This window comes from Nocardioides sp. B-3 (assembly GCF_024703895.1).
Taxonomy (GTDB): domain Bacteria; phylum Actinomycetota; class Actinomycetes; order Propionibacteriales; family Nocardioidaceae; genus Nocardioides.
On the sequence record NZ_CP087968.1, the window covers coordinates 3294847 to 3319271 of the forward strand.

Consider the following 24425-nt stretch of genomic DNA (forward strand, 5'->3'; position numbering starts at 1 on the left):
CATGTCGGGTCGCCGGTCACTCGCGCGTGATGGAGACCCGGCAGTTGGTCAGGATCGAAGGCCCTTTCCAGAGGTCCCCGGTCTCGACGTTCCGGGCGACCGTTCGGGCGAGGGTCTCGGACTCGTCGACGTCGGGCATCGAGAACAGCAGCGTCGACCCGTCGAGCCAGCCGACAATGCGTCCGCCACCACCGTGGTTCTCGACGCCGTTCACCGGGAGCATCGCCAATGGCTCATCGCCGTCGAACGCCATGAATCCGCTGCCGCCGCCGATGGGGTCCGGATCGATCATCGCCTCGCGGCGGATAGCCCACCGTTGTCCTTCCCCGGTGAAGTCGCTGGGCGCCCCCAACATCCTGCGTACCTCATCGAGCCCATCATCGAGTGCAGTGCGACTTCCGTCAGGTGATATCGCAACCGGCCGGTGCCCAGAGTCCTCACGCCAGAGGTCGGCCACTACCGTTTCGTCAGAGAGTTGCGCTGCATGTCCCGGGTCGTAGTCGAGCTCGATGACGTCACCTGTTGCGAGATCCACGCGTAGTCTCGGCTGATACGCCCACCCGGAAGTAGACGGGAAGGCGGCATAGTTGCGGGCGATTAGGACGCCGGTGCCGTCAGTCGTCCATGAGGTCTCGCGGCCGTGCCACAACTCGCCGAGCCCGTCCACTGGGTAGGCGCTTCGTTCGGCGGTAGTGAGGTCGATGACGACGACGCCGTCAGGTTGCCCTGGGGCCACCATGGTGCCGTCGGGCGACAATGACTCGCGGTTGAGGCCGAGGCTCCTGTCCTCGGTCGTCTGCGAGAACGTGAGGCCATCGACGTCCACGGAGCGCCAGCGGTCGTCAGTGCCGAGCACGCTCAGGTTCGCGACGCCGCCGCCAAGGTCGAAGGAGACGGCCACCGTGGCCCGGTCGACAGGCGAGTCCGTTAGCGGGGTCATCCGGTCGGGCGAGGGCCAGTGGCCCAGTCGACCGGATATTCCGGCAGGTCCTGCCAATCGGCCGGGTCGAATGACGGATCGATCCTGAGCTGAGCGGCGGTGGGCGGATCGCTCGGCACAGGCAGGCTCGTCGTGGTGGGACTCGGGGCTGGATCCTGCGATCGGCGAGCGTCGTCCGACGTGAGCGCCTGCACACCGCCAAGGATGACTGCCGCCGCAGCAACCGAGCTGGCGACAGCGAGGGCAGTCGCGCGACGGTGGCGGCGTCGACCCCGGGCCCGGGCCCGGTGAGGGTCGAGGCTGGACGTGACATCGTCCACGGCGTGCCGCAGAAGGCCAGACAGGTGCGGCTCGGTCACCGTGATCGTTCCTCTCCGATGAGGTCGTGCAGGGAGGGCACGGAGCGAAGACTTCGCAGTGCGTCGTGGGCCCGGCTCTTGACGGTGCCGACGGCGATCCCGAGGACGTCTGCTGTCTGCCGCTCCGTGAGGTCCTCGAAGTAGCGGAGGACGACGACAGCTCGCTGACGCTGGGGAAGGTCAGCCGGGGCTGCAAGGACGACGGCACGGTGGTCGGGATCGTGCGCATACCCGGGAACGTCGTGGGCGACGTCGGTCGGGAACTCGCGCCTGCGCCGCCACCCACTGACGTGGTCGCGATAGATGATCTTGCGGGCGTAGGCCGTGGGGTGTTGATCATGCAGTCGGTGCCACCGCTGGGCCACCTTGAGTGTGGCCTCCTGGACCGAGTCCTCGGCGCGGGCACGATCCCCCGTCAGGAGAAGCGCTCCACGCAGCAGGGACGTCCGGTGCCCCACCAGCCACTCGGTGAACCCTGCCTCAGCTGTTGACATCGCACCTCCCCCTGATCGTCTACGCCTCGCTGCCCGAACCCGTCAGCCATCCTCCCTGTTAACGCCATGCCGGCCGCAAAGGGTTGGGTCGCCCGCCCGGAGTGTGCTCGGCCCGATCGCGCAGGAGCGCGCCGGTGCGGAATCGGGCCATTGACACAGCGGCACGAGACCGCACCGCGCGGATAGCGCCCACGACGTCTGCGCCGGCCCGCCAAGTCAGGCATGATGAACCGACCTGTCCACCAAGTCGGCGACCTCCACGGCACAGCCCGTTCGCCGGGAACGGAGATCGTGGTGAGCACGGAGTCGAGCGCCGACGAGATCGCTGTCAACCTCGGCGACGCCACCCCGAGGCGGCTACTGGTCGACTGGGCCAACAACCAAGACGCTTGGGTGCGGCAGCTGACGGCGGAGTCGATACTGTCGCGGCAAGAGCCCGGTGAGGACACCCTAGAGAAGGTCTACGCCACCTTCTTGGCCGAGAAGGGGCTGTCTGGACAGCCACTGCCCACCGTCCCAACGCTCGAGCTCGATGCCGTCGAACCGAGTCAGGACGACACCTTGGAGCTGTCCAGACTGTACGAAGTCGAGCACGTCAACGCCCTCGCACCTGAGCAGACCCCGGAGTTCGACGCCGACCTGACGGTCCTGTTCGGACAGAACGGATCCGGAAAGACCGGCTACGCGCGCATCCTCAAGCGGATCTCCGCAGTCCGCAGGCCTGAGGACATCTTGCCGAACGCCCACGCGCCAGCGGCATCGGCTGCCACACCGTCAGCCCGGATCGAATACCGGCTCTCCGGGCACGCGAAAGCCGTGCACTGGAAGAACGAGGCCGGCCTGTCGCCGTTCACCCGGATCAGCGTGTTCGACTCCGCGGCCGTGTCGCTCCACGTCGACAGCGACCTCGGCTACGTCTACACCCCCCGCCGAGCTCGCCCTGTTTTCCCACGTCGCGGCAGGCATCCGCGGCATCCAGCAGCTGATCGCGACAGAGGTCACCGAACTGAGGCCCGGTGCCAACCCTCTGCTGTCCCGGTTCGCTCGCGGAACCACGATCTATCCGATGATTGAGACCCTCGGGGCCACCTCAGACTCGGAGGAACTCGGGCGGCTGGCGGCCGTCGATGGCGACGCCGAGAACCAGCGCGACCGCCTCCGGGCAGAGGTCGAAGCTCTACGGGCCAACACCCTCGACGCACTGCTGACCAATGCGCGACAAAGCCAGCGTGACCTAACCCGCCTGACCAGCGTCCTACGCGTGCTCGCGTCGTACGACACCGCGGCGTACGACGCCGCGCGACACTCGTTGGCCGCCGCACAACAACGCCGCGCGCAAGCCCGCGAACTGCTCTTCACCCCCGCGGAGTTGCACGGGGAGCCGGACGAGGAATGGCAGCGGTTCATCGTCGCCGGCGACAGCTACCGGCAGCACCTAGCCGCGCAGCACTACCCCCAAGCCGGTGACAACTGCCTCTACTGCACCCAGTCCCTGAGCCCGGTAGCCCTCGACCCGGTCGGTCGATACCGCGCCTTCCTCGACGAGACGGTCACCCAACAATTGGCCACGGCTCAGGCGGCCCCGGCCGACGCCAGCCCGGCTCTGGACAGATCGGAACTGGCCGCGGCGCTGGAGTTCGCTTCGAGACAAGCCGCCCTCGATGAGGCGCCCTCATGGAGTGCGCAGGCCGCGGCCGTCCTACATGCTGCCGATACGGCGCTGAACGAGAGCAGCACCGGGCAGGCGCTGACGGGCGCTGGGGTGACCGTCGACGCAGCCGCCTTGGTGTCGTCCCTCGAACCCTTGGTATCGGACGCGGAGCTGGCCACGGCGAAGCTGGCCGAGGACAAGGCAAACGCCGCCACGCTGCTGGCGGCGAAACAGAGCGAGCTCGCCGAGCTCACCGCTCGCATCGAGCTTGCCCGGAACTTGTCGGCCGCCCGCGAGTATGTGCGCCGCGCGAAGCGCGCAGATCAGCTCGAGAAGCTGTCAAAAGTGATCTCGAGCGGCGCCGGCAAGCAGTTGACCATCCAGTCCAAGCTCGCCAGTGAGGATCTGGTCAACAAGAACTTTGAGGGCCTGTTCACCGAGGAGTGCAGTCGCCTGCGAGCGCCGGGGGTGGCGTTGACCTTCCGGGGGTCGAAGCGGCCGGGCGCAACGCAAGAAGGTCGTCGCCAGATACAAGCCGTCCTCGGTGCTGTCCGAGGGTGAGCAAAAGGTCCTCGCGATCGCCGACTTCCTCGCCGAGAGCCGGATGCGAGAGACCAAGGCACCTCTGGTCTTCGACGACCCGGTGACGAGCCCGGACTACCGCCGCCTCGACGAAGTGGCCGCCCGGATTCAACAGCTCGCCGAGAGCCACCGGGTGATCGTGCTGACCCACAACATCATGTTCGCCTCGGCCCTGATCTCGGTGCGGCAAAACAAGAAGCTGCGGGCCAAGATCTACGAAGTCCGCGACGGTGGTGCCACCAAGGGCATCCCGGCCCCCGACGTCGAACCGCGACTGGACACCGCGGCCGACCCGGCCAAGCGGATCAACGTCAAACTCGAGAGCATCCCCGGCGCGGAGCCCGTCCTGCAGGACGCCCTGATCAAGGAGACCTACGACCTGCTCCGCGCCCGGTGCGAGGCATTCGTAGAGCAAGAGCTCCTCCAGAACGTCACCCAGCGGTACAGGGCCAACATCATGATGACCCGTCTTTCTAAGATCGACACCGGCCGCTTCGACGCGGCCGTCGCTGTCATCGAGCCCTTGTTCGCCCGCGCTTGCGACCGGATGACCGGCCACTCCCACGCCGCCGAGTACATGAGCACCAAACCAACGGTCGATGAGCTTCAAGGGGACTGGGAACAGGCCAAGGCCGCCGGGGCCGCGTACACCGGCCTAGCCGAAGGCGGGCACCGTCAACGTGGGGCACTTGCCATTCGGCCCGGCATTCGCTGTGCCTGTGCCACGGCGCTGTCACCCAAGGTGTTCCCGGCCGTGACAAGCGTCCCGCATCTGGAACCTGCTCCGGCAACGTCGCAAGGTCGCGCGTCGCGAGCGACCGCCCGTGTCCCGCAAGACCCGTCCGAAGACCTTCCCTGGGAACGGCGCGCTTAACGGAAACTGGCGCCTCCGCCACTTTCCATCAGTCCCGCGGAACTCGGGGAGCCACGGCTCCATGTCGCGATCGCGACCCGGGAGCCCTCAGTACGGACTGTGCTGGCTATTGCTGAACGCCTCGGATTGTCTCTGAACGTCTTGTGCTGTCCGTTCGGCCCGCCGATTCGGCCTTGACGAGCACGATTGTCCCGTCCACGCTAGAAGGTCCCTGCTGATCGTCGGGGCAGGGATGTCCCTCGGGAGCACACCATGTCCGTTGCTGGTTGCCTTGGCCTCTCGGACGGCGACGGTGCACTCATGTGCGAGGCACGAAAGGCCCGGCGCCGGTGGGCTCGGGAGAGGCCGGAGGTTGCCGTCGTGGAGGACTTGGTCGATCTGCCCGAGTGGGCACTGGCGGCGCCGAACGATGCGAATGCCGTACTCGGCGTTCTGGCATCCATGACTGAGTTCGAGCCGGAGGCGATCACTGCGCTCGTGTGGGCGCTGCTCCCCGGAGCCGAGAAAGTAGCCGGGCAGGGGACCGACATCTCGGACGACATCGACGGCCCGGTGGCGAGCCAGCTCTGGGTCGAGGCGTCTGCGGCGTACCGACTGACAACGCCGAACATCGCGGGCGCCATCGTCGGGCAGACCAGGCGCGAGGTTCTGGCGGACCTTGGAGTCGGTGACTTTGCGAGACGTCGCGACCGGGCCATGACATGCGCCACCGGCGATCCGGACCTGCTCAACGAGGTCCCATGCGTCGAGCCTGAGGCCGACCCCGGCCCGGTCCTCACCGAGCTCTTCCAGACCGGCTTCGCGGAAGGGGCGATCAACGGTCTCGACTATTGGCTGTTGTGGGCGCTCGCGGCCGAAGCAGATCGACAGAATGTGCCGGCGCGCCGCGGGCGGCTGGGTTTGACCGCGCCGGCCGTCGTGGAGGCGGTCGCGGCTGAGGCGAATCTCGCGCCGAGGTCGCTGAGGAAGCGGGCGGCGAGGGCGCTGGATCGGCTCATCGAGTATGTCGAAGCTCGGGACGACTCCGAAGCGGTACGCGGAGTGGAAGGCCCAGCATCGTTGTCGCGAGTTGACTGTCTGGGATGAGATGGAGCTCTCGCTCGTCGAGGCCGAACTTGAGCGGTTCCGCTTGGACCATTCGGAGATGACACCGAAGCAACTGCGTGTCGCTTTCAACGTTGTCCCGGGGACCGGGTTGCGGAGTCGCTCGGCGCGGGAATGGCAGGCGCTCCTAGAGCCCGATGCCGGGTGACCGGCGACCCGATTGGTGGCGCTCAGGCCGGTGCGCGGCGTCGTTTGCCGCCATGCGCTCGATCCGGTAGGCGAGGGCTTCAACCTTGCGGTCCTCAGGAAGCGGGCGCCGAAGATGGGCCGCCCGGCGGAGGATCTGTGCCGGGTTGAGGCCGCTGACCTGCAACCGGTCGAGTTCGCGGGCCAAGTCGAGGATGTGGCCGTCGCGGTGCTCCGGATCGCCCATCGCCCCGGCGATCTCGGACTCCCAGCGGCGTACGGACGCCGGGTAATGGGCGTCGACCCGGCGTTGCGGATGACGGGCGTAGCGGGCGGCGGCGAGATCATCGGTTCCCGGGACGGAGCCCAGCAGGCTGCGATCGTCTTCGTGCACGCCGTTGGCTGCCCGCCAGGTCAGGATCTCGCTGCGAAGTTCGTCGGTCAGGACGTCATCGAAGCGGCGCAGTGCCGGCGGGAGCTCAGCGTCGTGTCGTACGACCTCGACAAGATGGGTGACCCGGTCTCTCCGCGCTGTCAGGTAGGCGGCCCACTCTCGGTGCTCGTGGAGATCACTGGGGATACCGGGCAACCACGGGAGCGGTCCCGGGTCCAGCGGTTTCGAGCGCATCATCGGCTTCGCCGCGCAGGAGTTGGTGAGTGGCGGTGCTGACGGACTCGGCATACCTGATCGCTGCTTCGTGGAGGCGCGTGGCGGGGCTCGTAGCGAGCGCGAACTCTGTGGTCGCTGAGACCGCGGCGCCATCGCGGCCGACGATGCGATCGAAGGTATCGACGGCCGTGAGCTGTTCTTCGATGCCGGGCAGGAAGTCCTCCTCGGTGTCTGGCTGTTCGGTGATGAGGTGGAGGTGGTTGGCGGCGCGGCCACGGGGTGAGCATCGTGTAGAGCAGTTGTCGGTCTTCGTTGCCGGCGACGATGCCGTGCATGACGTCGGCTGTGCTGCCCCCGGGCGGCATGGACTGTGGTGGCGTAGCCGAGCTCGATGTGCTCGCTGACGTAGGCCGGCGGAAGTGTCGCCTGCAGCCCGGATCGCAGGTGACGCGCACGGATGGTGCCACTCGTGTCGACTGCGGTGATGGTCCAGCGGTCGCCGTTCTTGACCCAGTCAGTGCTGCTGATCCCGAGGCGGCGGTCATTTCGGCGGGTGAGGATGACGTCGCCCGCCGACGCGTTGTTGCCGTCCGCCAGTGCCACCCGGTCCTTCGGTTCGGCTCCGTTGAGGCGGGTGTTGCGCGCCGCCTTGTTGAGGCGGGCCACCAGATCGCGAGTGGGGGCGAGCATCAGGCATTCGCGTCCAGCCTCCGTCTCGTCCTGCCGGGCAACCGGGACCTCGGTGAGACTGGTGAGTTCGTCGCCGGAATGGATTCGGTGGTGGTCGAGGTAGAACCCAATCGCCGACTTGTCCCCGTCCCGAAGCGCGAGGGACGCGGAGGCTTCGACGGCGTCGTCGAAGCGCACCACTTCGCTGAGCCGGACGGCGCCGTGGGTGCTGGCGATGTCCCTGAGGACGCCACCGGCGCCGACAGCAGCGAGTTGTTGGTCGTCCCCGATCAGCCGCACACGTGCGCCCATCCCGGTGCAGGCTGAGATGACCCGGTCAAGCGTCGGGGTGTCGGCCATCCCGGCCTCGTCGATGACGACGATCGTGTGCGGCCCGATTCCGGGATCAAGACCGGCGCCGAGGGTGTGGTCGAGCATCGCGAGTGTCTCGGCGGGGATACCGGTCGCCTCAGAGAGCACGGCTGCGGCGGCTGCGGACGGAGCGAGACCCACCACCTCGTAGCCGAGGTCGTGGGATGTGGCGGCGAGGACGCTCATCGCCGTTGTCTTCCCGGCACCTGCCGGAGCCAGCGCGAGGGCGACCTGTCGAGAGTCGGCGACGAGCGCCAAGACGAGTGCGCGTTGCCCCTCGTTCAGGGAGGGTTGCTCCGGGGTGGCGGCCATGAGCGCCAGTTCGACGTCCACTGGGTCCGGAGCCCGCGGGCCGACGGTGCCGGCGGAGTCCACAATGCGCTGTTCGGCGACGAGCATCGCGGGGCTGGTGAAGTGGTCGGCGCCGGTGTGTCGGTAGACGCTCACCCCGTCCGAGCGCCGCAGCTTTGTGGGCTCGGTGATCGGGTCGAGATCCGGTGTCAGGTTGATGAGCCGGGCAGTGGCGGCGTCGACGAGATGCTCCACCGCCTCAGCGACCTGCTCGGGAGGGACGTCGAGGTCGCGCACTGGCGTTGCGCTTCGGCGTACATGTGCCAGGACTGCCGGGTCGCACGGTGCGACTCGAGTTGGCCGATGACCTGATCGGCGGCCTGCGCGAGCCAGACGGAGGTGAACTCTGGTCGTGACCGCTGGTCGGGGGTCAGGGCGGAGTCGAGCATGATTCGGATGCCCCGTTCGCCGAGGAGGTCCGCGGCTTGGTTGTGCCAGCCCCGGCGTTGTTCTGACTCCGATCGCGGATCGTGCTTGGCCTCACGGGTTTCGAGGTTCGCCCGCTGCGCCAGTGCGATCGATTCCTTGTCGGTCGGCGGACGGCCGTGGTCCTCGGTGAACTCGCGCGTGAGCACGGCGACCCGGTCTTCGATGTCGGCACGACGGCTCGACCACCGCTTCATCAACTGCGGATCCACTCCGGAGATCTCCCGCACCGGGCGCTTCCCACGCGGACGAGGGACGTCGACGAAATGGACCCCGAGCTGCCTGTGGAGGTGGGCTTCGAGTGCGGTGTTGTACGCCTCGGACGCGGCGACGACGTGCTCGTGCAGGATCGTGCCGTAGATCGACAGCCACTCTGCCCTGCTTGGTCTGAACCTTGTTCGCGACCGCGACGTGGGTGTGGAGGTCGGGATCGCCGGCACGCGAGTCGCGATGCAGGAACGCGGCCGCGATTAGCCCACGTGTCTCGACCTGGCGTGCGCCGCCGGCTCCCTCGCGGGTGAAGGTCGCGTGCGTCTCCAAGAAGTCGAGGGCGTCGAGGACGGCCGCGTTGTGCGCCATCTTGATCTGCCTCGCGACGTCGGGCGTTGCGACGGCCCAGAGGGTTGAGACCGACTTCGCGGGACTGAAGGTGAGGTCGAACCCGGCCACCGATCCCTTGCCGAACGGTCGGCCCAATGCCGATCCGGTGACCGGATGGCAGCCCTCGCCAAACAAGTGCTGCATCTGCTTGGCCGTCACGATGTCGCCGTACTCGATGCTGTCGACCTCGGCTAGGCCAGAGCCGACCCAGCGACCGGGGGCCTCGCCCTTCGCCTCGTAGTAGTCGGCCAGTGGCATCCTGCCGAGCTCGGTCGAGTCCGCCGCTGCAACCTGCCGGGTCAGGTACTCATAACCCGAGCCAGCGGCGAGCTTCTTCAACGACATCGTCATATCCCTCAAGGCCGGGACCGGGCCCTGAGTGGCCACCCCGAATGCAGTGAAAGAGGTGTATTTCGAATTGGGCATGGGAGCGGGAGCAGGCGGGAGGCGGAGGACGGGCCCCGGGCGAGAGTGACGAGAAGGGGACATGTCGGGGCCGTGAGCAGGGACGTGATGACGGATGGGAAGACGGCGAGGACGAGGGGGCGAAATTGGGGTGGCCACTGGCGGACATCTGTCGGCCTTTGGAGGTGAGGGCGGCCATCCGGGTCGCCACCGACCCGGGAGATCCCATGGCCATCAAGCCCCGCCAACTCGTGACCCTCTGCGAGGCCGCCGAGATCCTCGCCGTCTCGACCAAGACCGTTCGCCGCTACATCGCGGCCGGCGAGCTCGACGCCGTACGCCTCGGCCGGCGGACCATCCGGATCCGGGTGGAGTCGCTCGATCGGCTGATCGACGCGCACCCGGTGAACACTCGGCACCACCGGAGCGCGTGATCGTGAGTGGCGTACCAGCCGGACCCGTCAAGCGACGGCGTGGAACTCCAACTTCAGCCCGAGGGCGCGGGTCACCCTGTAGATCGTGGCAAAGCTGGGGTTGCCCTCGTTGGACAATGCCTTGTACAGGCCTTCGCGGCTCATCCCCACCTTGCGGGCGAGCTCGCTGAAAATTCTGGGAGCGGGGCGATGACGCCGATCGCGCGGGTGATGAAGGCAGGATCGTCGCCGGCCTCCTCGAGGGCGGCCTCGAGGTAGTAGGCGATGTCCTCAAGCGAGTTGAGGTAGTCCGCCGAGTCGTACGGTGAGAACTTCTCAGCCATGGTCTTTCCAGTCCTTCGCCATCTCGTGGGCCTTCTCGATGTCCTTCGTCTGTGTTGACTTGTCGCCACCGCAGAGGAGGACGATGAGCACGTCATCGCGGTGTTGGTAGTACACCCGGTAGCCGGGACCGACATCAATCCGCAGCTCGGAGATTCCATGGCCAACCGGCTTGGCGTCCCCCCGGGTTGCCGTTGGCGAGGCGATCGAGCCGGACTTGGATTCGCGCGGCCCCACGCCTGTCCTTGAGGCTTCTCATCCATCTGTCGAAAGTCTCGCTTCGAACGATCCTTGTCGTTGTCAACTGTAGTTCACACTCCCGAGATTGCCAATGGCGTTCTGCCGGAAGGCACCGACAGCTCTGTTCACCGCGTCAGCCCGCCGAAGTCGAGACCGTCGAACGCGAGTGCGGTCAGGTCGTCCATGCGGGTCTGGGTGGCGCGCACGTACCGTTCAGCGGCATCTGAGGAGGAGTCGCCCAGAAACGTCTGGACCTCAGCGACGTGGGCACCACGTTGCGCCAGTCGGGTCGCGCCAGTCGCGCGAAGGTCGTGGAAGTTGATGTTGCGCCCGACCGCCTCGCGCACGTCGGCCCACCCGCCCGACAGATCCCGAAACCGAGTTGGCTGCAGCCAGTTGCCAGATGGTCCCGGGAACGCGAGCCCGTCGCGGCCTGTGACGTAGCTGTTGAGGTGTTCACTCAAGACGGTGACCACGGAGGCGGGGACACGTTGGTCCCTGATGCCAGCCTTTGACTTCGGTTCCTTCTCGTATCGTTTGCCACCCGGCCCGGTGCCGATGGCGCGACGGATGTGCAGCACCGGCACCTTTGCCATGAGGTCGATGTCAGATCGGCGCAGCGCAACGAGTTCACCGAACCGCAGACCGCAGCCCAGCGCCGGGGCGACCATTGCTCTCCACTCGGGGCGGATCGTCGCCATGATGATCGCCAGGTCCTCGTCTTCGATCACTTCGGTTCGCTTGTCGGATTTGCTGCCGATGGTGCCGGCCCCGTCGATGGTGAACGGGTTGACGGCACCCGGCAGGATGCCGTCCGCTGCGGTCGCTGATTTCATGATCCCTTTGGCGAGCGAGTAAGCCTCGCGGACTGTCTTGGGCTTGTCGTGGGGGAGTGAGTCGTACCAAGCCAGCACGTGGGTCGCGGTGATCGTGTTCAGCGGCATCTCACCGAACGTCGGCAACAGATACTTTCGCAACCAGATCAGATAGCCGCGCCGGGTCGACTCCTGCAGCGGTTTGCCGCCCTTGACCTTGCGCGCCTGCAGCCAGATCTTGGCGTACTCCTCGAAGGTCGCCACGCGCGCAGCCTCAAGTGCCGCCCGCTCGGCCTCGGCCTTCTCGGCAACGGTCTTCCATTCGGCGCCCTCGGCCTGCAGGCGCTTCTCCTCGTCCGCGCAGCCAGTGTCCAGCCGCCTCCTTGCCGTAGGCGCCCGGCTCAAACGTGTGGGGCGCCGTCACGATGTGTCCACCGCGGCCGGACTCGTGAGCCAGCGGCACTGCGTAGCGGGCCTGCCAGCGACCCGACCGCATCTTGGTGATCTGACCGAACCGGCGCCGATCTGCCGTGCGTGCCATGCCGTTCTTGCCCTTCGTCGCTACCGATGCGGACGGATTCTGCATCGGCTATGCATCGGAGCGTACGTCATAATTCGTCCAAATGTGGACTGTTGGACTTGCATCGAGAGGACATGTTTGCGCAGGTCAGAGGCCTGTTACGACTCGGTGTGTCCACACCTGTCCAACAGTCGTCTTTGTTGGTTCGAGTCCAATCGGGGGGAGCGGGAAGAGGGCCTCTGACCCGGGGAAACATCCGTGCAGAGGCCCTCTGAGTTTGTGACTCGGTGCCAGAACTGTCCGAAGACAGGCCGCAAAGCTGGGCCGACTGGCTTTCCCCGGGAACGTTGTTATGGTCTCGCTCATGGGGCAGGACACGGTGATCGCGGTGGGGACGACCGACCGTTCGCACCTGCCGTCCCACGTGTCGTCCGGTGCCGCCTTGCTCGCCCCGGAGCTGAGCGAAGAAGCCCGCGGCATGCGGGGCCCGGACGTGCTTCGTCGCAGCGTCGACCGCGCCCCGCCGACCCAGTCCTGAGCTGACCTTTCCTTGGCCCGCCGCGTCGCGGCGCAGCCACCTCCTTCGTGCGCCGCCGTAGGCCGGCGCACGGTGTGACCTCGAGGACTGCCATGACCCAGATCGATCTCCCCGTCGCCGTACCCACCGCCGAGCCGGCTCCACGTCTGACACCTGCCGCGGGACCGACCGCCCGGCTGGTGGCCCTGCCCCAGCCACGAGGTGCATTGCTCTCGACACCGTCGGGCCTCGGATGAGCACTGGCCCAGCTCGAGCTGGCTCGCCGTGCACAGCTCGACTCACTCCCGGGGACCACGCACGACCCGGTCGCTGCCGCGCACCGGGGCACCGTGGCGCGGATCCTCGAGCAGGTCCGGGTCGCCCGCCGGCGCGTGAGCGACGGCCAGTACGGCACCTGCGTGCGCTGCACGAGCTCGATTCACCCCGAACGGCTCGAGCTGCGGCCTTGGCTGATCACCTGCACGGACTGCGCGTCGCTCCACCGCGACTGACCTCCTGTCCCGTCGGATCGGATCGGGTCGAGGAACCGCACCATCTCCAGTGGTCAGGACTGGCGCCGCGTGTCACGACATGCGTCGAGTTGGCTCTCCAGCCGGAACTGTCGGAAGAAGTTCCACACCAGTGCGGCCCCGTCGGGCCCTGTCGGATCCGTCCACTGGGCGACACCGGGGTCTGCCGACCCGCCCGGCCAGTAGTGGCCCATCCCGTGGACCGTCACCCGCCGAGCCATCAGGCAGTCGGTGCTGGGCATGCGGAAGTCGGCGACCTCGTAGACGCGCCGATGAGGAGGCCTCACCACACGAGCGGGTGTTGAAAGGGGAACCGGGCGCGCGTCGTCGCCACTCAGCGCGAGGTTCGCTGCCTTCACCCACTGCCGCACGGTGCCTGCTCCTGCGGCGGGCGGGACGGTGGTGTCTGCGCTGCCGTGGACGCCGATCATCGGGAGGGCGCGCGTGCGTCGGCCCTGCTCGGCGTGAGCGGCGGCGGCCTCGGTGCTCGACGGGTCGAGTGCGTGGTAGGGCGGCAGTAGGCATGCGGCGTTCGCGCCGTAGCCACATCCGGCCACGACACCGATGGCGGCATACACGTCCGGGTAGGTCGCCCCGAGCGTGCTGGTCAGCATCCCGCCGGACGACATCCCGACGACGTACGTCCGCGTATGGTCGATGGACCATTCACGTTGCACGAGGCGGGTCTGGGCCACGACGTCGGCGGGATCGCCCAGTCCGCGATGGGTGTCCGCAGGTGACCAGAAGCGCCAGCACCGCACCGGATGCGTTCCGACCGCGAGGGTCTCGCGCTGGTCGTGGTCGGCGAACAGCACGACAAACCCGTGTCGATCGGCGACCCGCTCGAACGCGGATGCAGCCTGCTGCTCGGCGGCATTCGTGTTGCAACCATGGATCATCACGACCAGCGGATGGCGATGTCCCGGCTGGTAGCCCCGTGGCGTGTACACGCGGACCTGAGCCAACCCGACCTGCCGCACGGTGGTGGAGCCCGGTTGGGGAGCCGTTCCCTGTTGAACCGTGGCAGATGGTGAGCCGATGCCGAGAAGGCCGTCTCCAACGGCACTCACCGGAACCGTGAGCCCACCTGTGAGGCCCAGCGCAAGGGAGGCGATCGCACCGACGAATGCACCCGTGCACGGACCGCCCTGACGAGGCCGATCATCGGAGCCGCAGAGCGCTAGGAGCGCATGCAGTGCGCGAGCTCGCGAGCGTGGTGGCGGTGATGGATCGCGACGACGTCCCCAGTTGCAGGCGGTAGCAACCATCGCCCATCCGCCACTCGTCGCCTGCGGTGTCCCAGTAGGAGAGGTCGCGGCGGACCAGACGGAAGGTGACGGTGCGAGATGCCCCGGGGGCGAGACGCACCTTGGTGAAGCCCTTGAGCTGGCGGGGTGGTTGGACGACGCCCGGTGCGGGGAGGGCATGCCGACGTACAGCTGTGGCACTGTCGCGCCGGCGCGCCGCCCGGTGTTCGTGACGGTGAATCGAGCGGTGACGAGTCCGTTCTTGGCCGTGCGGTGCACGATCGGCTTGGAGTAGCGCCGTGGGTGTATCCCAATCCGTGGCCGAACTCGAAGGCCGGCTCGATCCCGCGGGCGTCGAAGTGGCGGTAGCCGACGAGGACTCCTTCCTTGTACTGCACGGTCCCGGCGACGCCGGGGTAGGCCTCGCGGTCGCCGGCAGTGGGCAGGTCAGCGGCGCTGCGGGGGAACGTCATCGGCAGTCGCCCGCCCGGCTCGACGTCGCCGAAGAGGACCCGTGCCAAGGCGGTGCCCGCGTTCTGGCCCGGGTACCACGCCTCTAGGACAGCTGGCACCTCGTCACGCCAAGGCGTAAGAACAGGTCCACCGGTCTGCAGCACCACGACGGTGCGGCGCTGCGCCGCAGCGACCGTGCTGATCAGCGCGTCGCGGTCGATGCCGTCCGTCTGTGCGGCGTTGAGAGTCGGCTCGGTCTTGTCGACGCCTTCGGTCATCTTGTCGCCGACGACAATGACCGCGACGTCCGCGGCCCGGGCGACCTCGGCTGCGCGCGATGCGTCGCTGCCGTCGTCGTAGACGACCCGATCAGCGCCAAGGCGTTCCCGGAGGCCTTCCAGCGGGGTGACCTCTCGGAGAGGGGTGACGTCGGAGGATCCGCCGCCGGTCTTGTTGAGGTCGGCCTCGGGACCGATGACGGCCACGGTCCGGATCGACTCGGCCCGCAGGGGGAGCATCGGGGGTGGAGCCGACCCGCTGGTTGCGCAGCAGCACCATGCCGTCGGCCTCGATGTCGGCCGCGGCCTCGTGGTGCCGGTCGACGGGGATGCGCGAGGCGTCGTCGAGGTAGGGGGCCCGGTCGAAGACGCCGAAGGCGAACATGGTGCGCAGGATGCGGCGCACGTGCTCTTCCATGGTGGTCTCGCTGACCCGGGAGGTGGCGAGGGCGGCCATCACCTCGACCGGTTTGTAGGTGATGCCGGGCCAGATGTCGAGGTCCGGGCCGTTGTTCAGGGAGCTGATCGGGTTCTTTCCTGCGCCGTAGTCGGTCAGGACGAACCCGTCGAACCCCCATTCGCCCTTGAGGACGTCGTTGAGCAGGTGCTGGTTCTCGCAGGCGTACTGACCGTTGATCCGGTTGTACGAGCACATCACCGTGCCGACGTGACCCTTGGTGACGGCGGTCTCGAAAGCCGGGAGGTACAGCTCGCGCAGGGCGCGCTCGCTGACTCGGGCGTCGACGAGAAGGCGTGAACCATCGATTCCGGCCCCGAGCGGTGACTCGGGCACCGACAGGCCTTGACCTTCCCGGTTGTTGACGGCGAAGTGCTTGACGTTGGCGATGACGCCCCGGTCCTGCATGCCGTCGATGTAGGCGGCCGCGAGCTCGCCGGCCGGGTGCGGGTCCTCCCCGAGGTACTCGAACGTCCGACCGTTGAGTGGCGTCCGGCCCCAGTTCACGCCGGGCGCGAAGACCACGTCGTTGCCCTTGAGCTTGGCTTCGGTGGCGATCACGGCGCCGTCGAGCCGAGCGGAGGAGCGTGAGAATGACGAGGCGACGCTCATCGGCGAGGGCATCTGCGTCGACTGGCCCTGACGCGGACCGACCGGGCCGTCGCTGAAGTACAGAGTGGGGATACCGAGCCGCTCTATGCCCCTGCTGGTGCCCGTGTGCGTGCCCTCCCGTCCCGCTACACCGATGAGGTCGTCGCCGGCGAGCAGTGAGATCTTCTCCTCCTGCGTCATGGCGGCGAGCAGGAGCCCGGCGCGCTCGTCAGGCGACAGGTCCGTGTTGCACCACGGTCGTTGCGTCACGTCGGCGCATGGCCCCGGCGCGGCCGCTGTCATCTGAGAAATGGTGCCCACAACGGCCGCCGATGAGCCGGTCGCGCTGGGAACCATCGATGTCACCAGTGCCGCGGCGGCTAGCGCCACGATGGTCGGTCGATACCTGTGTGCCTTTGACATGCAGTTCGATCTCCCTGGTCGCTTTTCGAGAAGCCGTGCGGTGAACGGCTTTCCAACGACGTGAGGTGACCCGGGTCACGCCACCCCGCGGGACCCGTCCAGATGCCGGACACTGCACGGTAAGGTCGAGTCATGAGCGCGGTGCCGGGACGCTATGCGAAAGGCGTCGTCAAGCGTGCCGAGATACTCGATGCGGCCCTCGACGTCCTGGAGAGCGAGGGCTCCGGAGGAGCCTCGCTGCGCGTCATCGCGAAGGCCGCCGACATCAGCCCGGCCGGTCTCATGCATTACTTCCCCACCCGGGACATGCTCTTCACCGAGCTCCAGCGCGACCTCGACCTGAAGGCCGAGCAGACCTACTTCCGGGGTTTGCCCCACGGGGATCCCGGCGAGGTGTTGGCTGCGGCGCTCGAGGGCAACGCCGCGCGGCCAGCCATCATGGAGCTGCACATGATGCTGACCATCGCGTCGATGAACCGTGAGCACCCCGCTGCGGACTATCTGCGCGAGCGATATGCGCGCTTCGCTGACGTGATCTCCGCGCACGTCGAGGCGCTTCAAGCGGCCGGTCGAGCACGATCCGACATTGATCCGCGCTACGTCGCCGCAGCCCTGATCGCGGCGGCTGATGGCATTCGGTCCCAGTGGCTGCACGACCGCAGCGTCGACATGGGCGACCACGTGCGCCGAACCCGGCGCGTTCTGCTGGATCCGTCGGTCTGCGGGCCACGGTGATCACGGTGGACGGCGCACCGGCGGTGGTCCCGACGAGTCACCGCTGATCACGACAACGGTCGTCACTCACCCCAGCCGAGGGAGTAGACCTCGAAGGACGCACCGAACGCGACGCCGAGTCGCTGGCCCGTCTAGCGGGCGAAGCCCTCGAGGAACTCGCGAGGGTCCCAGTTCTCCCAGCCGAGTCCGTCGATGTACGCGCGGTGCGCCTCGAGCGAGGCGACACCGGCATCGAACGTGTCGGTGGTGTCGACACCGTGGCGCGACTCCGGAGAACCCGCCGCCCAGACGGCCTTGACCCCGCCCCACGGCTCGAGCGTCGCGGAGAGCTGCTCGGGGAAGATCCACCGGTTGCCGGCGTCCCGAGCCGCGTCCAGTACGGCCCGGCCGACCGCGATGTGGTCGGCCCTGGTTGAGCGACGTCCCGCCCCACGAGTCGCGGAAGTTCCCGGTGATGACGATCTCGGGCCGGTGCCTGCGGATGACCTCGGCCGAGGGGGCGACGCAGCGCAACGCCGTACTCCACGATGCCGTCCGGCTGCCCCGGGAACTCGACCTCGCTGACGCCGACGACGCGCGCCGACTCGACCTGCTCCGCCTCGCGCACGGTGCGGCACTCGTCGGGGTGCAGGCCGTCGATGCCGGCCTCGCCGCTGGTGACCATGCAGTAGACGACCTCCTTGCCCCCGGCCGGTCCAGCGCGCAACCGCGGCCGCGGCGCCGAACTCCGGGTCGTCGGGGGTGCGCCACGATGCACAGTGCGCGCTCCCAGTCCTCGGGCAGTGGTTGGAAGGCCGGACGCTCGTCAGTCATGCCCCCGAGCATCGCGCAATTGGTTGGCGCCGACCAGTGCAGGTCTGTTCCGATGGCGGCATGGAGATTCGCGAGATCGATGTCCACGACACCACGCAGCTCAGGGCGTGGCACGACGTGCTCGAAGCGGCCGTCGCGCACGACCGCCAGCACGCCGTGAGTCGTTCCTTCAGAAGCTCTCACCCACCGAGTCACGCTCCCGAGCGACTACTACGAGGCGGCCCTGCTCTCTGCCTACGACGGCGCGGAGGTCCCGGGCGTCGCCGAGCTCGGCTTCTCCCTGCAGGACAACCTCCAGCTGGCGGAGCTCGAGGTCACCGTGCTCCCGGGACACCGACGACGCGGCATCGGTCGCGCGCTGTACGACGCTGCGTCGGCGCGGCGCCGGGCCGCGGGTCGCACCAGTGCGCGGGGCGAGCTCACCGTCGTCGACGACGACGGCCCGCTCGCTTTCGCGCGGGCCATGGGCGCCGTACCCGTCCACGAGCAGGTCCACCCGGTGCTCGACCTCCCGCTGGCAGACAGGTGCGTCCGTGAGCTGACCTCGAGGGCAGGTGACGGCTACGAGATCGTGACGTGGCAGCGGCGCTGTCCCGACGACCTGATCGAGGCCTATGCCGAGATGCGCACCCAGATGAACCAGGGACGCGCCCCGGGGCGAGCTCGAGCACGAGGCCGTGGTGATGACCCCGGAGCGCATCCGGGCCGGGGAGGAGCGTGTCGCGAAGTCCTACGACCTCCCGGTCGCGGCGGCTCGCCGCGAGGACGGCGGGATGGGCGGCTACTCCCCGGTCTTCCTTCCCCACGGGGGTGACCAGGTGCTCCAGGGACGACACCCCGGTGATGCCCGAGCACCGTGGACACCGCCTCGGCCTCGCACCTCAAGCTCGCGACGCACGCCGCGGTCACCGCGGAGCATCCCGAGCGCACGACCATGCACACGTGGATGGATCCGGAGAACCTCCCGATGGCCGCGACCAACCGGGCCTTCGGCTACCGCCCGGTCGAGCGTCTGCACGAGGTGCAGGTCAGGGACTGACCCTCACCAGCAGAGGTCCCACGATCCGCGCAGCATGTTGTGCGCGACCTTCTCGGTGCGCTGATATGCACGGGTACGGCGGAACGGGTCGTTCCGATACACGTAGGTGACCGCCGGGCCACGCCGGATCTGCTCGCGCCCGACGTCGAGCCCCTTGCGGGAGACGTAGCGAAGCCAGCGGCCGTAGCGGTCCCTGTCCGCCCGGCTCGGGTCCGACTCCAGTCGCACGCGGGAGCCGACCGGCGCCGGGCGCTCCATGTGCGCAGAGGCGGCGTCGCCGCCACACTCGCGTCCGCCGTACAGTTCAGGCGTGTCGATGCCGAGGATGCGCACGGAACGCACCCCGACGCCGTCGATCCGGACCTTCAGGGTGTCGCCGTCGGTGACCTTGACGACGTTGCCCGCGTGTCGCCGGACCGGGCCGCTGTTGCCGGAGCCGTTGGGGTCGGTGCCGGTCGGTGCGGGCGTGGTCGTGGGCGCGGGAGGTGACGTCTGCGTGACCAGCGGGACCGGCTGCGACCCTGCGCACGGGCAGGGGTTGGACTCGCACACGACACCGTCGCCGTCCGCGTCCAACCGGTGCGGATCACCGGGACCAGCGCTCAGGAAGAACGACTGGGCGGCCGCCCGGGTGGCGAAGTCGCCGCAGTCCATGTCGACCGCCGCCGAGGCGGGTGCGACCCAGGACAGGGTGGCGGCCGGGGGCGCGATCAGGGCGAGTGGTGACAGGAAGCGACGCATCGATCCATGCTCGCCCTCCGCGCCCGCGGTGTCCGGCGAATGCCGCGATTGCGTAGGCTGCGCCCTCATCGGGGCGGTAGCTCAGTCGGTCAGAGCAAGGGACTCATAATCCCCGGGTCGTGGGTTCGAGCCCCACCCGCCCTACCAGCGTCCGTCTGGACTATGGACGAGCGCCAGAGTTGTGCGCATGATGAGCCATGACTGACAAGGCTTATGAAGTGGCCGCACTGCTCAAGCGTGACGCCGAATTCGCAGCCGAGGCCTCGGTGGGGCGCGACGTGGAGAAGGTCGTGACGTACTGGAGCGAGGACGCCGTGGTGGCACCTCCCGGCCAGCCGCCGATCGTCGGCCGGGACGCCCTCCGCAAGTACGTCGCTGACAGCTACCAGATTCCGGGGTTCAACATCACCCGGGAGGCCACGGCGGACCCGGAGTTCTCGGCCGACTTCGACATGGCCTACATGTGGGCGCGGAACCGGGTCTCGTTCAATGATCCCGACGGGAATCTGGTCACCGTGCATGGCCGGGGCCTGACCGTCTGGCGCCGAGAAGCGGACGGGGAGTGGCGCTGTACGGCGGACAGCTGGAACGACGAAGCCCCGTCCTGAGGATTCTTCCTGACGCGGCTCAGCTCTCGCCGGCGATGAGGTAGCCGGTGTCGGTGCGCTCGAGCTGCAGCGACACCGTGTCCCAGTCGCCGTCTCCGGACACGGTCCGGTAGTCCACCTCGTAGGACACGGTGAGCTTCTCGGGGTCGACCTCGATCGCGCTCGGATCGGCCGACGCAATGGTCCGCCAGAAGCGCGAGTAGCCGCCGAAGCCGCCTGAATCAGCCCGGAACTGCGGCGTGAGCATCGCGAACGCTGCGCGCCGGTCGGAGGTCACGGTCGCCGGGTAGGTCGTGATGAAGTCGGTGACCTCCCGGGTCGTGTCCGCCGGTGGCGTCGTGGGCGATGGGTCCGTGGTCGTCGGTTGGCTCGGCTGTGCAGTCGGGCCGTCGATCGCCCGGTCCGGCGGGTCCTCACCGGTGAACGCCAGCGCCGGGACCACCGCGAGCACCGCGGCCGCGAGGGCGCCCAGCCACGGCCGGGGGAGCGTCGACGCTCGGCAGGGACCGGGGCGGGCGCGATGGGCGTCAGCACCTCGGTCGCGGGTGCGGGCAGGCCGTCGATCGCCAACGTCGACGCGACGCCGACGGCGCGGGGGTCCCGCTGGATCTCGGCGAGCCGTTCACGCACCCGGTCCATCGACCAGCGCTCGCGCGGGATCCTTGGCCATCGTGCCCCGGAGCACGTCGTCGAAGGAACCGGCATCGGAGAGCCGTGGCGGCTCCTCGTGCACGATCTTGTAGAGCCCGCCGATCATGTTCTCGCTCACGTCGTACGGCGGTTTGCCGGCCAGCACGTGGAAGAGCGTCGCTCCGAGCGACCAGACGTCGCTGGCCGGGCCCGTCCCGCTGCCCGACGCGACCTCCGGCGCGAGGTAGGCCGGCGACCCGGTCACCAGCCCCGTCTGCGTGAGGCTGACGTCCGCCTGCGAACGGGCGATCCCGAAATCGGTGAGCTTCGCCTGCCCGTCGGTGGTGACGAGGATGTTCGACGGCTTGACGTCTCGGTGCGTGATCCCGGCCCGGTGCGCGGAGGCGAGCCCGTCGGCGACCTGCCACACGATCCGTGCGGCCTCGGCGTGATCGAGCCCGCCCTCGCGACGGATCCGGTCGGCGAGCGACTCGCCCTCGACGTACTCCATCACCAGCCACTGGTGGTCGTCGTCCGCGACCGGGTCGAAGACCGAGACCACGTGCGGGTGGTTGATCATCGCGGCGACCACGGCCTCGCGCTCCGCGCGCAAGATCGGGGCTGTCGGCGCCGGGCACCATGCCGATGCGCTTGATCGCGACCTCGCGGCCCAGCACCTCGTCGCGGGCGAGATAGACGGCCCCCATGCCGCCGCGACCGAGCTCGCGCCCGAGCGCATACCTGCCTGCGATCAACGTCGTACCTTCCGGTGGGGGCGAACTCCCATGCTAGGGGCGGAGACCGTCTGGCAGTCTTGGGCCACCAGAAGCTCTCCGCCACCTCCGGAAGGACCAAGCGTGTCGACCCCGAACGTTCTCGACGAACTCGAATGGCGTGGCCTCGTCGCCCATTCGACCGACCCGGCCGAGCTCCGCGAAGCCCCGGGTGCCGGGAGTGTTCGCTTCTATGTCGGCTTCGACCCGACCGCGCCGAGCCTGCACATGGGCAACCTCGTCCAGCTGCTGACAGCTCGCCGCCTCCAGGGACGCCGGCCACACGCCGTACATCCTCGTCGGCGGCGCGACCGGCATGATCGGCGATCCGAAGGACTCGGGGGAGCGCAGCCTCAACTCCCTCGACACGGTGAAGGACTGGACCGAGCGCGTACGCCGCCGGGTGTCCGGCTTCGTCAGCTTCGACGGCGACAACGCGGCCACCGTGGTGAACAACTACGACTGGACCGCCTCGATGTCGGTCATCGACTTCCTGCGTGACGTCGGCAAGCACTTCCCGGTCAACCGGATGCTGGCGCGTGACACGGTCAAGCGCCGGCTCGAGTCCGGCATCAGCTACACCGAGTTCTCCTACGTCCTCTTGCAGTCGATGGACTTCCTCTCGCTGCACAAGGAGCACGGCGTGACGCTCCAGTTCGGCGGCTCCGACCAGTGGGGCAACATCACCGGGGGTGCAGAGCTCGTACGCCGCGCGGCGAATGGTCACGCACACGCGTTCGCCACGCCGCTGGTGACGAAGGCCGACGGCACCAAGTACGGCAAGACCGAGGGCGGCGCACTGTGGCTCGACCCCGAGATGATGACGCCCTACGCGTTCCACCAGTTCTGGCTCAACGTCGAGGACGAGAAGGTCGTGGAGATGCTGCGCATCTTCACGTTCCTCAGCCGTGACGAGATCGAGGACCACGAGGCTCAGACGGCGGAGAAGCCCTTCCTGCGCGCTGCCCAGAAGCGGCTCGCCGACGAGGTGACGACGCTGGTGCACGGAGCGGCCGAGACCGAGCAGGCGAAGGCGGCCGCGGCCGCGCTCTTCGGCGGTGGCGACCTGCACGCGCTGAGTGCTTCGACCCTCGCTGCTGCGCTGAGCGAAACGGGCACCGCCTCTGCCAAGCGTGACGACCTCCCGTCGGTCGTCGACCTCTTCGTCGAGGCCGGGCTGGCCAAGAGCAAGGGGGAGGCCCGCCGAACCGTCTCGGAGGGTGGCGCCTACCTCAACAACACCCGCATCGAGGATCCCGACCTCGTGCCCACCGAGGGCGATCTGCTCGGCGGCTCGTGGCTGGTGCTGCGGCGCGGCAAGAAGAACTTCGCGGGCGTGCAGGTCAGCTGACCCGATGACGCGGTGGCTGGACGGACTCGAGCAGCGCGCCCGGCACGCCGTGCCGTCGCACATCCTCGAGTACGTCCTGCAGGGAGCGGGAAGCTCGATCACCGCATCCGAAGCGGCCGCAGCCCTGGCGTGACGTGCGCCTTGCGCCACGCGTCCTGCGTGACGTCACCCGGATCGACCTGACGACGCGACTGCTCGGACCGGGACCACCGCGTGCCCCGGGGTGTCGCGCCGACCACGCTGCAGCGCTCGGTCCATCGCGACGGCGAGCTGGCGATGGCGCGTGCCTGCGCAGACGCCGGATCCCTGCTGGTCGTGTCCGAGCAATGCCGGCACCCGGTTCGAGGAGATCGGTGCCACCGGCGTGGAGTGGTGGGTGCAGGCCTATCTGCCCGGCAACCGCGAGCTGGCGCGGCCGTTGTTGGCGCGCGCCGTGGCTGCCGGCGCCCGGGCGATCGTGCTGACGGTGGACACCCCTGTGGTGGGCACCAAGATCACCGAGGGCGGCCGGTCGGTCTTCGACCTCGTGCCGACCGGGCAGCTCCGCGTGAACTTCGACGAGGGGTACGACGCACTGCCCGGTGCCGAGAAGGCCACGGACCTCGGTCCGACCGACATCGCACGACTGCACGAGCTGACCGGGCTCCCGGTCGTGGTCAAGGGCGTGCTGCGCGGTGACGACGCCCGGATGTGCGTGGAAGCAGGGGCGGCGGCCGTGTGGGTCTCCAACCACGGGGGCGCCAGCTCGACCGTGCGGTCGCAACCGCGATCGCGTTGCCGAGGGTGCGAGCAGCAGTGGGGGAGTCGGTCGAGGTGTACGTCGACGGCGGACTGACATCGGGGCTCGACGTGTTGACGGCGCTCTCGCTGGGCGCCGACGCCGCATTCGCGGGCCGCGCTCCGCTGCTCGCCCCCGGCCGAAGGCGAGCCCGGTGTACGCCGCTGGCACGAGGAGATCCGGGCCGAGCTGACCGAGTCGCTACGCCTCTCCGGCGCCGTGACACCCCGCGACGCGCGCGGACTCGGCACCTTCTGATTCCGGGCCGCAAGCCGCTGACCTGCACAAACAGCATTTTGCAAGCCTCTGTGGCCGCGGTCACACCATATGGATTTGCATGATCGCCAGCATCTGCCTAATGTTCTCTTTGTCGCCGGGAAGCGGCGGGAAGCAAGGCCAGAAGGCCGGGCTTCCGGCTCCCGAGTCGGCCACTCTCTCTCACCACGTCGGGCCTTGCAGGTTCGAGACGCTGAGAGGGGCGAGGTGCGAAAGGCCCGGGGATTTGCTCCTGCGGAAACACACCTCATACAGTACGGCCATCAGCTGCTGCAGCGAAGTCATGAAAGCG

Annotated in this window: 31 protein-coding genes, 1 tRNA gene and 5 pseudogenes; 18 read left to right on the plus strand and 19 right to left on the minus strand. The window is 68.4% G+C overall.

Annotated elements, in window-relative coordinates; translation table 11 throughout:
• Positions 1-16: 16 nt before the first annotated feature.
• Together LP418_RS21920 and LP418_RS21925 are read right to left on the minus strand one after the other, a co-directional pair.
• The gene (locus tag LP418_RS21920) at positions 17-901 is read right to left on the minus strand and encodes a hypothetical protein (RefSeq protein WP_257953672.1); all 885 of its coding nucleotides are present in this window, start codon (positions 899-901) and stop codon (positions 17-19) included.
• Positions 902-1295: 394 nt separating this feature from the next.
• Entirely contained in the window at positions 1296-1793 is a 498-nt protein-coding gene (locus LP418_RS21925) for a SigE family RNA polymerase sigma factor (RefSeq protein WP_257953673.1), read from the minus strand.
• Between the two features lie 294 nt (positions 1794-2087).
• Between LP418_RS21925 and LP418_RS21930 the strand changes: the two genes are divergently transcribed.
• The 4 genes from LP418_RS21930 (at position 2088) to LP418_RS21945 (ending at position 5986) form a co-directional block, all read left to right on the plus strand.
• The gene (locus LP418_RS21930) at positions 2088-2867 is read left to right on the plus strand and encodes an ATP-binding protein (RefSeq protein WP_257953674.1); all 780 of its coding nucleotides are present in this window, start codon (positions 2088-2090) and stop codon (positions 2865-2867) included.
• Positions 2860-4005: a hypothetical protein gene (locus LP418_RS21935; protein ID WP_257953675.1), complete on the plus strand. Its 1146-nt coding sequence runs from the start codon at positions 2860-2862 to the stop codon at positions 4003-4005. The genes LP418_RS21930 and LP418_RS21935 overlap by 8 nt, the downstream gene beginning before the upstream one ends.
• 82 nt (positions 4006-4087) lie before the next feature.
• Positions 4088-4900, plus strand: a complete 813-nt coding sequence (locus tag LP418_RS21940; RefSeq protein ID WP_257953676.1) for a hypothetical protein — start codon at positions 4088-4090, stop codon at positions 4898-4900.
• Positions 4901-5260: 360 nt separating this feature from the next.
• Positions 5261-5986, plus strand: coding sequence for a hypothetical protein (locus tag LP418_RS21945; protein ID WP_257953677.1), 726 nt, complete (start codon positions 5261-5263; stop codon positions 5984-5986).
• A gap of 145 nt (positions 5987-6131) precedes the next feature.
• Here the strand turns inward: LP418_RS21945 and LP418_RS21950 are convergent, their stop codons facing one another.
• The 3 genes and pseudogenes from LP418_RS21950 to mobF all read right to left on the minus strand — a co-directional run.
• Positions 6132-8327, minus strand: a complete 2196-nt coding sequence (locus tag LP418_RS21950; RefSeq protein WP_257953678.1) for an AAA family ATPase — start codon at positions 8325-8327, stop codon at positions 6132-6134.
• Complete coding sequence (locus LP418_RS21955; protein WP_257953679.1) at positions 8282-8998, minus strand: relaxase domain-containing protein; 717 nt, start codon at positions 8996-8998, stop codon at positions 8282-8284. The genes LP418_RS21950 and LP418_RS21955 overlap by 46 nt, the downstream gene beginning before the upstream one ends.
• Positions 8988-9647, minus strand: a pseudogene (gene mobF, locus LP418_RS21960) (MobF family relaxase); the annotation flags it as partial. The pseudogene mobF and the gene LP418_RS21955, both read right to left, overlap by 11 nt.
• A gap of 143 nt (positions 9648-9790) precedes the next feature.
• Between mobF and LP418_RS21965 the strand changes: the two are divergent.
• A complete protein-coding gene (locus tag LP418_RS21965) occupies positions 9791-9997 on the plus strand; it encodes a helix-turn-helix domain-containing protein (RefSeq protein ID WP_257953680.1) in 207 nt (68 codons plus the stop codon).
• A gap of 27 nt (positions 9998-10024) precedes the next feature.
• On the opposite strand, the gene LP418_RS21970 is transcribed toward LP418_RS21965, so the two are convergent.
• The 5 genes from LP418_RS21970 to LP418_RS21990 form a co-directional block, all read right to left on the minus strand.
• Entirely contained in the window at positions 10025-10141 is a 117-nt protein-coding gene (locus LP418_RS21970; protein WP_257953681.1) for a helix-turn-helix domain-containing transcriptional regulator, read from the minus strand.
• Positions 10138-10320, minus strand: coding sequence for a helix-turn-helix domain-containing transcriptional regulator (locus LP418_RS21975; RefSeq protein WP_257953682.1), 183 nt, complete (start codon positions 10318-10320; stop codon positions 10138-10140). The genes LP418_RS21970 and LP418_RS21975 overlap by 4 nt, the downstream gene beginning before the upstream one ends.
• On the minus strand, positions 10313-10555 hold the full coding sequence (locus tag LP418_RS21980; RefSeq protein WP_257953683.1) for a type II toxin-antitoxin system RelE/ParE family toxin: 243 nt from the start codon (positions 10553-10555) through the stop codon (positions 10313-10315). The genes LP418_RS21975 and LP418_RS21980 overlap by 8 nt, the downstream gene beginning before the upstream one ends.
• A 128-nt stretch (positions 10556-10683) precedes the next feature.
• On the minus strand, positions 10684-11637 hold the full coding sequence (locus LP418_RS21985) for a tyrosine-type recombinase/integrase (RefSeq protein ID WP_257953684.1): 954 nt from the start codon (positions 11635-11637) through the stop codon (positions 10684-10686).
• 10 nt (positions 11638-11647) lie between these two features.
• Entirely contained in the window at positions 11648-11914 is a 267-nt protein-coding gene (locus LP418_RS21990) for a hypothetical protein (RefSeq protein WP_257953685.1), read from the minus strand.
• Between the two features lie 343 nt (positions 11915-12257).
• Here LP418_RS21990 and LP418_RS21995 point away from each other — a divergent pair, with 343 nt between their 5' ends.
• The 3 genes from LP418_RS21995 to LP418_RS34220 all read left to right on the plus strand — a co-directional run bounded on the left by LP418_RS21995 (position 12258) and on the right by LP418_RS34220 (position 12922).
• Positions 12258-12431 (plus strand): hypothetical protein, encoded by a 174-nt coding sequence (locus LP418_RS21995; RefSeq protein WP_257953686.1) that lies wholly within the window; start codon positions 12258-12260, stop codon positions 12429-12431.
• Between the two features lie 92 nt (positions 12432-12523).
• Positions 12524-12667: a hypothetical protein gene (locus LP418_RS22000; protein WP_257953687.1), complete on the plus strand. Its 144-nt coding sequence runs from the start codon at positions 12524-12526 to the stop codon at positions 12665-12667.
• A gap of 162 nt (positions 12668-12829) precedes the next feature.
• Entirely contained in the window at positions 12830-12922 is a 93-nt protein-coding gene (locus tag LP418_RS34220) for a hypothetical protein (protein ID WP_442940302.1), read from the plus strand.
• A gap of 53 nt (positions 12923-12975) precedes the next feature.
• Here the strand turns inward: LP418_RS34220 and LP418_RS22010 are convergent, their stop codons facing one another.
• The 4 genes and pseudogenes from LP418_RS22010 to LP418_RS22020 form a co-directional block, all read right to left on the minus strand.
• Positions 12976-14010: an extracellular catalytic domain type 1 short-chain-length polyhydroxyalkanoate depolymerase gene (locus LP418_RS22010; protein ID WP_442939976.1), complete on the minus strand. Its 1035-nt coding sequence runs from the start codon at positions 14008-14010 to the stop codon at positions 12976-12978.
• 91 nt (positions 14011-14101) lie between these two features.
• Positions 14102-14308, minus strand: coding sequence for a fibronectin type III-like domain-contianing protein (locus tag LP418_RS34225; protein WP_442939977.1), 207 nt, complete (start codon positions 14306-14308; stop codon positions 14102-14104).
• 304 nt (positions 14309-14612) lie between these two features.
• A pseudogene (locus LP418_RS34230) lies at positions 14613-15125 on the minus strand (glycoside hydrolase family 3 protein); the annotation flags it as partial.
• On the minus strand, positions 15010-16269 hold the full coding sequence (locus LP418_RS22020) for a glycoside hydrolase family 3 protein (RefSeq protein WP_257953691.1): 1260 nt from the start codon (positions 16267-16269) through the stop codon (positions 15010-15012). The gene LP418_RS22020 and the pseudogene LP418_RS34230, both read right to left, overlap by 116 nt.
• A gap of 252 nt (positions 16270-16521) precedes the next feature.
• On the opposite strand from LP418_RS22020, the gene LP418_RS22025 reads away from it, so the two are divergent.
• Positions 16522-17124, plus strand: a complete 603-nt coding sequence (locus tag LP418_RS22025) for a TetR/AcrR family transcriptional regulator (protein ID WP_257953692.1) — start codon at positions 16522-16524, stop codon at positions 17122-17124.
• 131 nt (positions 17125-17255) lie between these two features.
• Here the strand turns inward: LP418_RS22025 and LP418_RS22030 are convergent, their stop codons facing one another.
• The gene (locus tag LP418_RS22030) at positions 17256-17741 is read right to left on the minus strand and encodes a hypothetical protein (protein WP_257953693.1); all 486 of its coding nucleotides are present in this window, start codon (positions 17739-17741) and stop codon (positions 17256-17258) included.
• Between the two features lie 365 nt (positions 17742-18106).
• Positions 18107-18271, minus strand: coding sequence for a hypothetical protein (locus LP418_RS22035; RefSeq protein WP_257953694.1), 165 nt, complete (start codon positions 18269-18271; stop codon positions 18107-18109).
• Between LP418_RS22035 and LP418_RS22040 the strand changes: the two genes are divergently transcribed.
• Both LP418_RS22040 and LP418_RS22045 read left to right on the plus strand, forming a co-directional pair.
• Complete coding sequence (locus tag LP418_RS22040; protein ID WP_336276116.1) at positions 18218-18751, plus strand: hypothetical protein; 534 nt, start codon at positions 18218-18220, stop codon at positions 18749-18751. The genes LP418_RS22035 and LP418_RS22040 overlap by 54 nt on opposite strands.
• Positions 18752-18793: 42 nt before the next feature.
• Positions 18794-18976: a hypothetical protein gene (locus LP418_RS22045; RefSeq protein ID WP_257953696.1), complete on the plus strand. Its 183-nt coding sequence runs from the start codon at positions 18794-18796 to the stop codon at positions 18974-18976.
• A gap of 3 nt (positions 18977-18979) precedes the next feature.
• Here LP418_RS22045 and LP418_RS22050 read toward each other — a convergent pair whose 3' ends face one another.
• Positions 18980-19717 (minus strand): thermonuclease family protein, encoded by a 738-nt coding sequence (locus LP418_RS22050; protein WP_257953697.1) that lies wholly within the window; start codon positions 19715-19717, stop codon positions 18980-18982.
• Between the two features lie 70 nt (positions 19718-19787).
• Between LP418_RS22050 and LP418_RS22055 the strand changes: the two genes are divergently transcribed.
• Together LP418_RS22055 and LP418_RS22060 are read left to right on the plus strand one after the other, a co-directional pair.
• Positions 19788-19864: transfer RNA gene (locus LP418_RS22055), tRNA-Ile, on the plus strand.
• Positions 19865-19914: 50 nt separating this feature from the next.
• Positions 19915-20325: a YybH family protein gene (locus LP418_RS22060; RefSeq protein WP_257953698.1), complete on the plus strand. Its 411-nt coding sequence runs from the start codon at positions 19915-19917 to the stop codon at positions 20323-20325.
• 19 nt (positions 20326-20344) lie between these two features.
• On the opposite strand, the gene LP418_RS22065 is transcribed toward LP418_RS22060, so the two are convergent.
• Together LP418_RS22065 and LP418_RS22070 are read right to left on the minus strand one after the other, a co-directional pair.
• A complete protein-coding gene (locus LP418_RS22065) occupies positions 20345-20776 on the minus strand; it encodes a hypothetical protein (RefSeq protein ID WP_257953699.1) in 432 nt (143 codons plus the stop codon).
• Between the two features lie 171 nt (positions 20777-20947).
• Complete coding sequence (locus LP418_RS22070; protein WP_257953700.1) at positions 20948-21568, minus strand: serine/threonine-protein kinase; 621 nt, start codon at positions 21566-21568, stop codon at positions 20948-20950.
• 172 nt (positions 21569-21740) lie between these two features.
• Between LP418_RS22070 and tyrS the strand changes: the two are divergent.
• The 5 genes and pseudogenes from tyrS (at position 21741) to LP418_RS34240 (ending at position 24198) form a co-directional block, all read left to right on the plus strand.
• Positions 21741-23079: pseudogene (tyrS, locus tag LP418_RS22075) on the plus strand (tyrosine--tRNA ligase).
• Positions 23080-23083: 4 nt separating this feature from the next.
• The gene (locus tag LP418_RS22080) at positions 23084-23212 is read left to right on the plus strand and encodes a hypothetical protein (RefSeq protein ID WP_257953701.1); all 129 of its coding nucleotides are present in this window, start codon (positions 23084-23086) and stop codon (positions 23210-23212) included.
• 80 nt (positions 23213-23292) lie between these two features.
• Positions 23293-23340: pseudogene (locus LP418_RS34235) on the plus strand (hypothetical protein); the annotation flags it as partial.
• Between the two features lie 115 nt (positions 23341-23455).
• Positions 23456-23931 (plus strand): annotated as a pseudogene (locus LP418_RS22085) (alpha-hydroxy acid oxidase); the annotation flags it as partial.
• Entirely contained in the window at positions 23929-24198 is a 270-nt protein-coding gene (locus tag LP418_RS34240; RefSeq protein WP_442940303.1) for a hypothetical protein, read from the plus strand. The pseudogene LP418_RS22085 and the gene LP418_RS34240, both read left to right, overlap by 3 nt.
• The last annotated feature ends 227 nt before the right edge of the window (positions 24199-24425 follow it).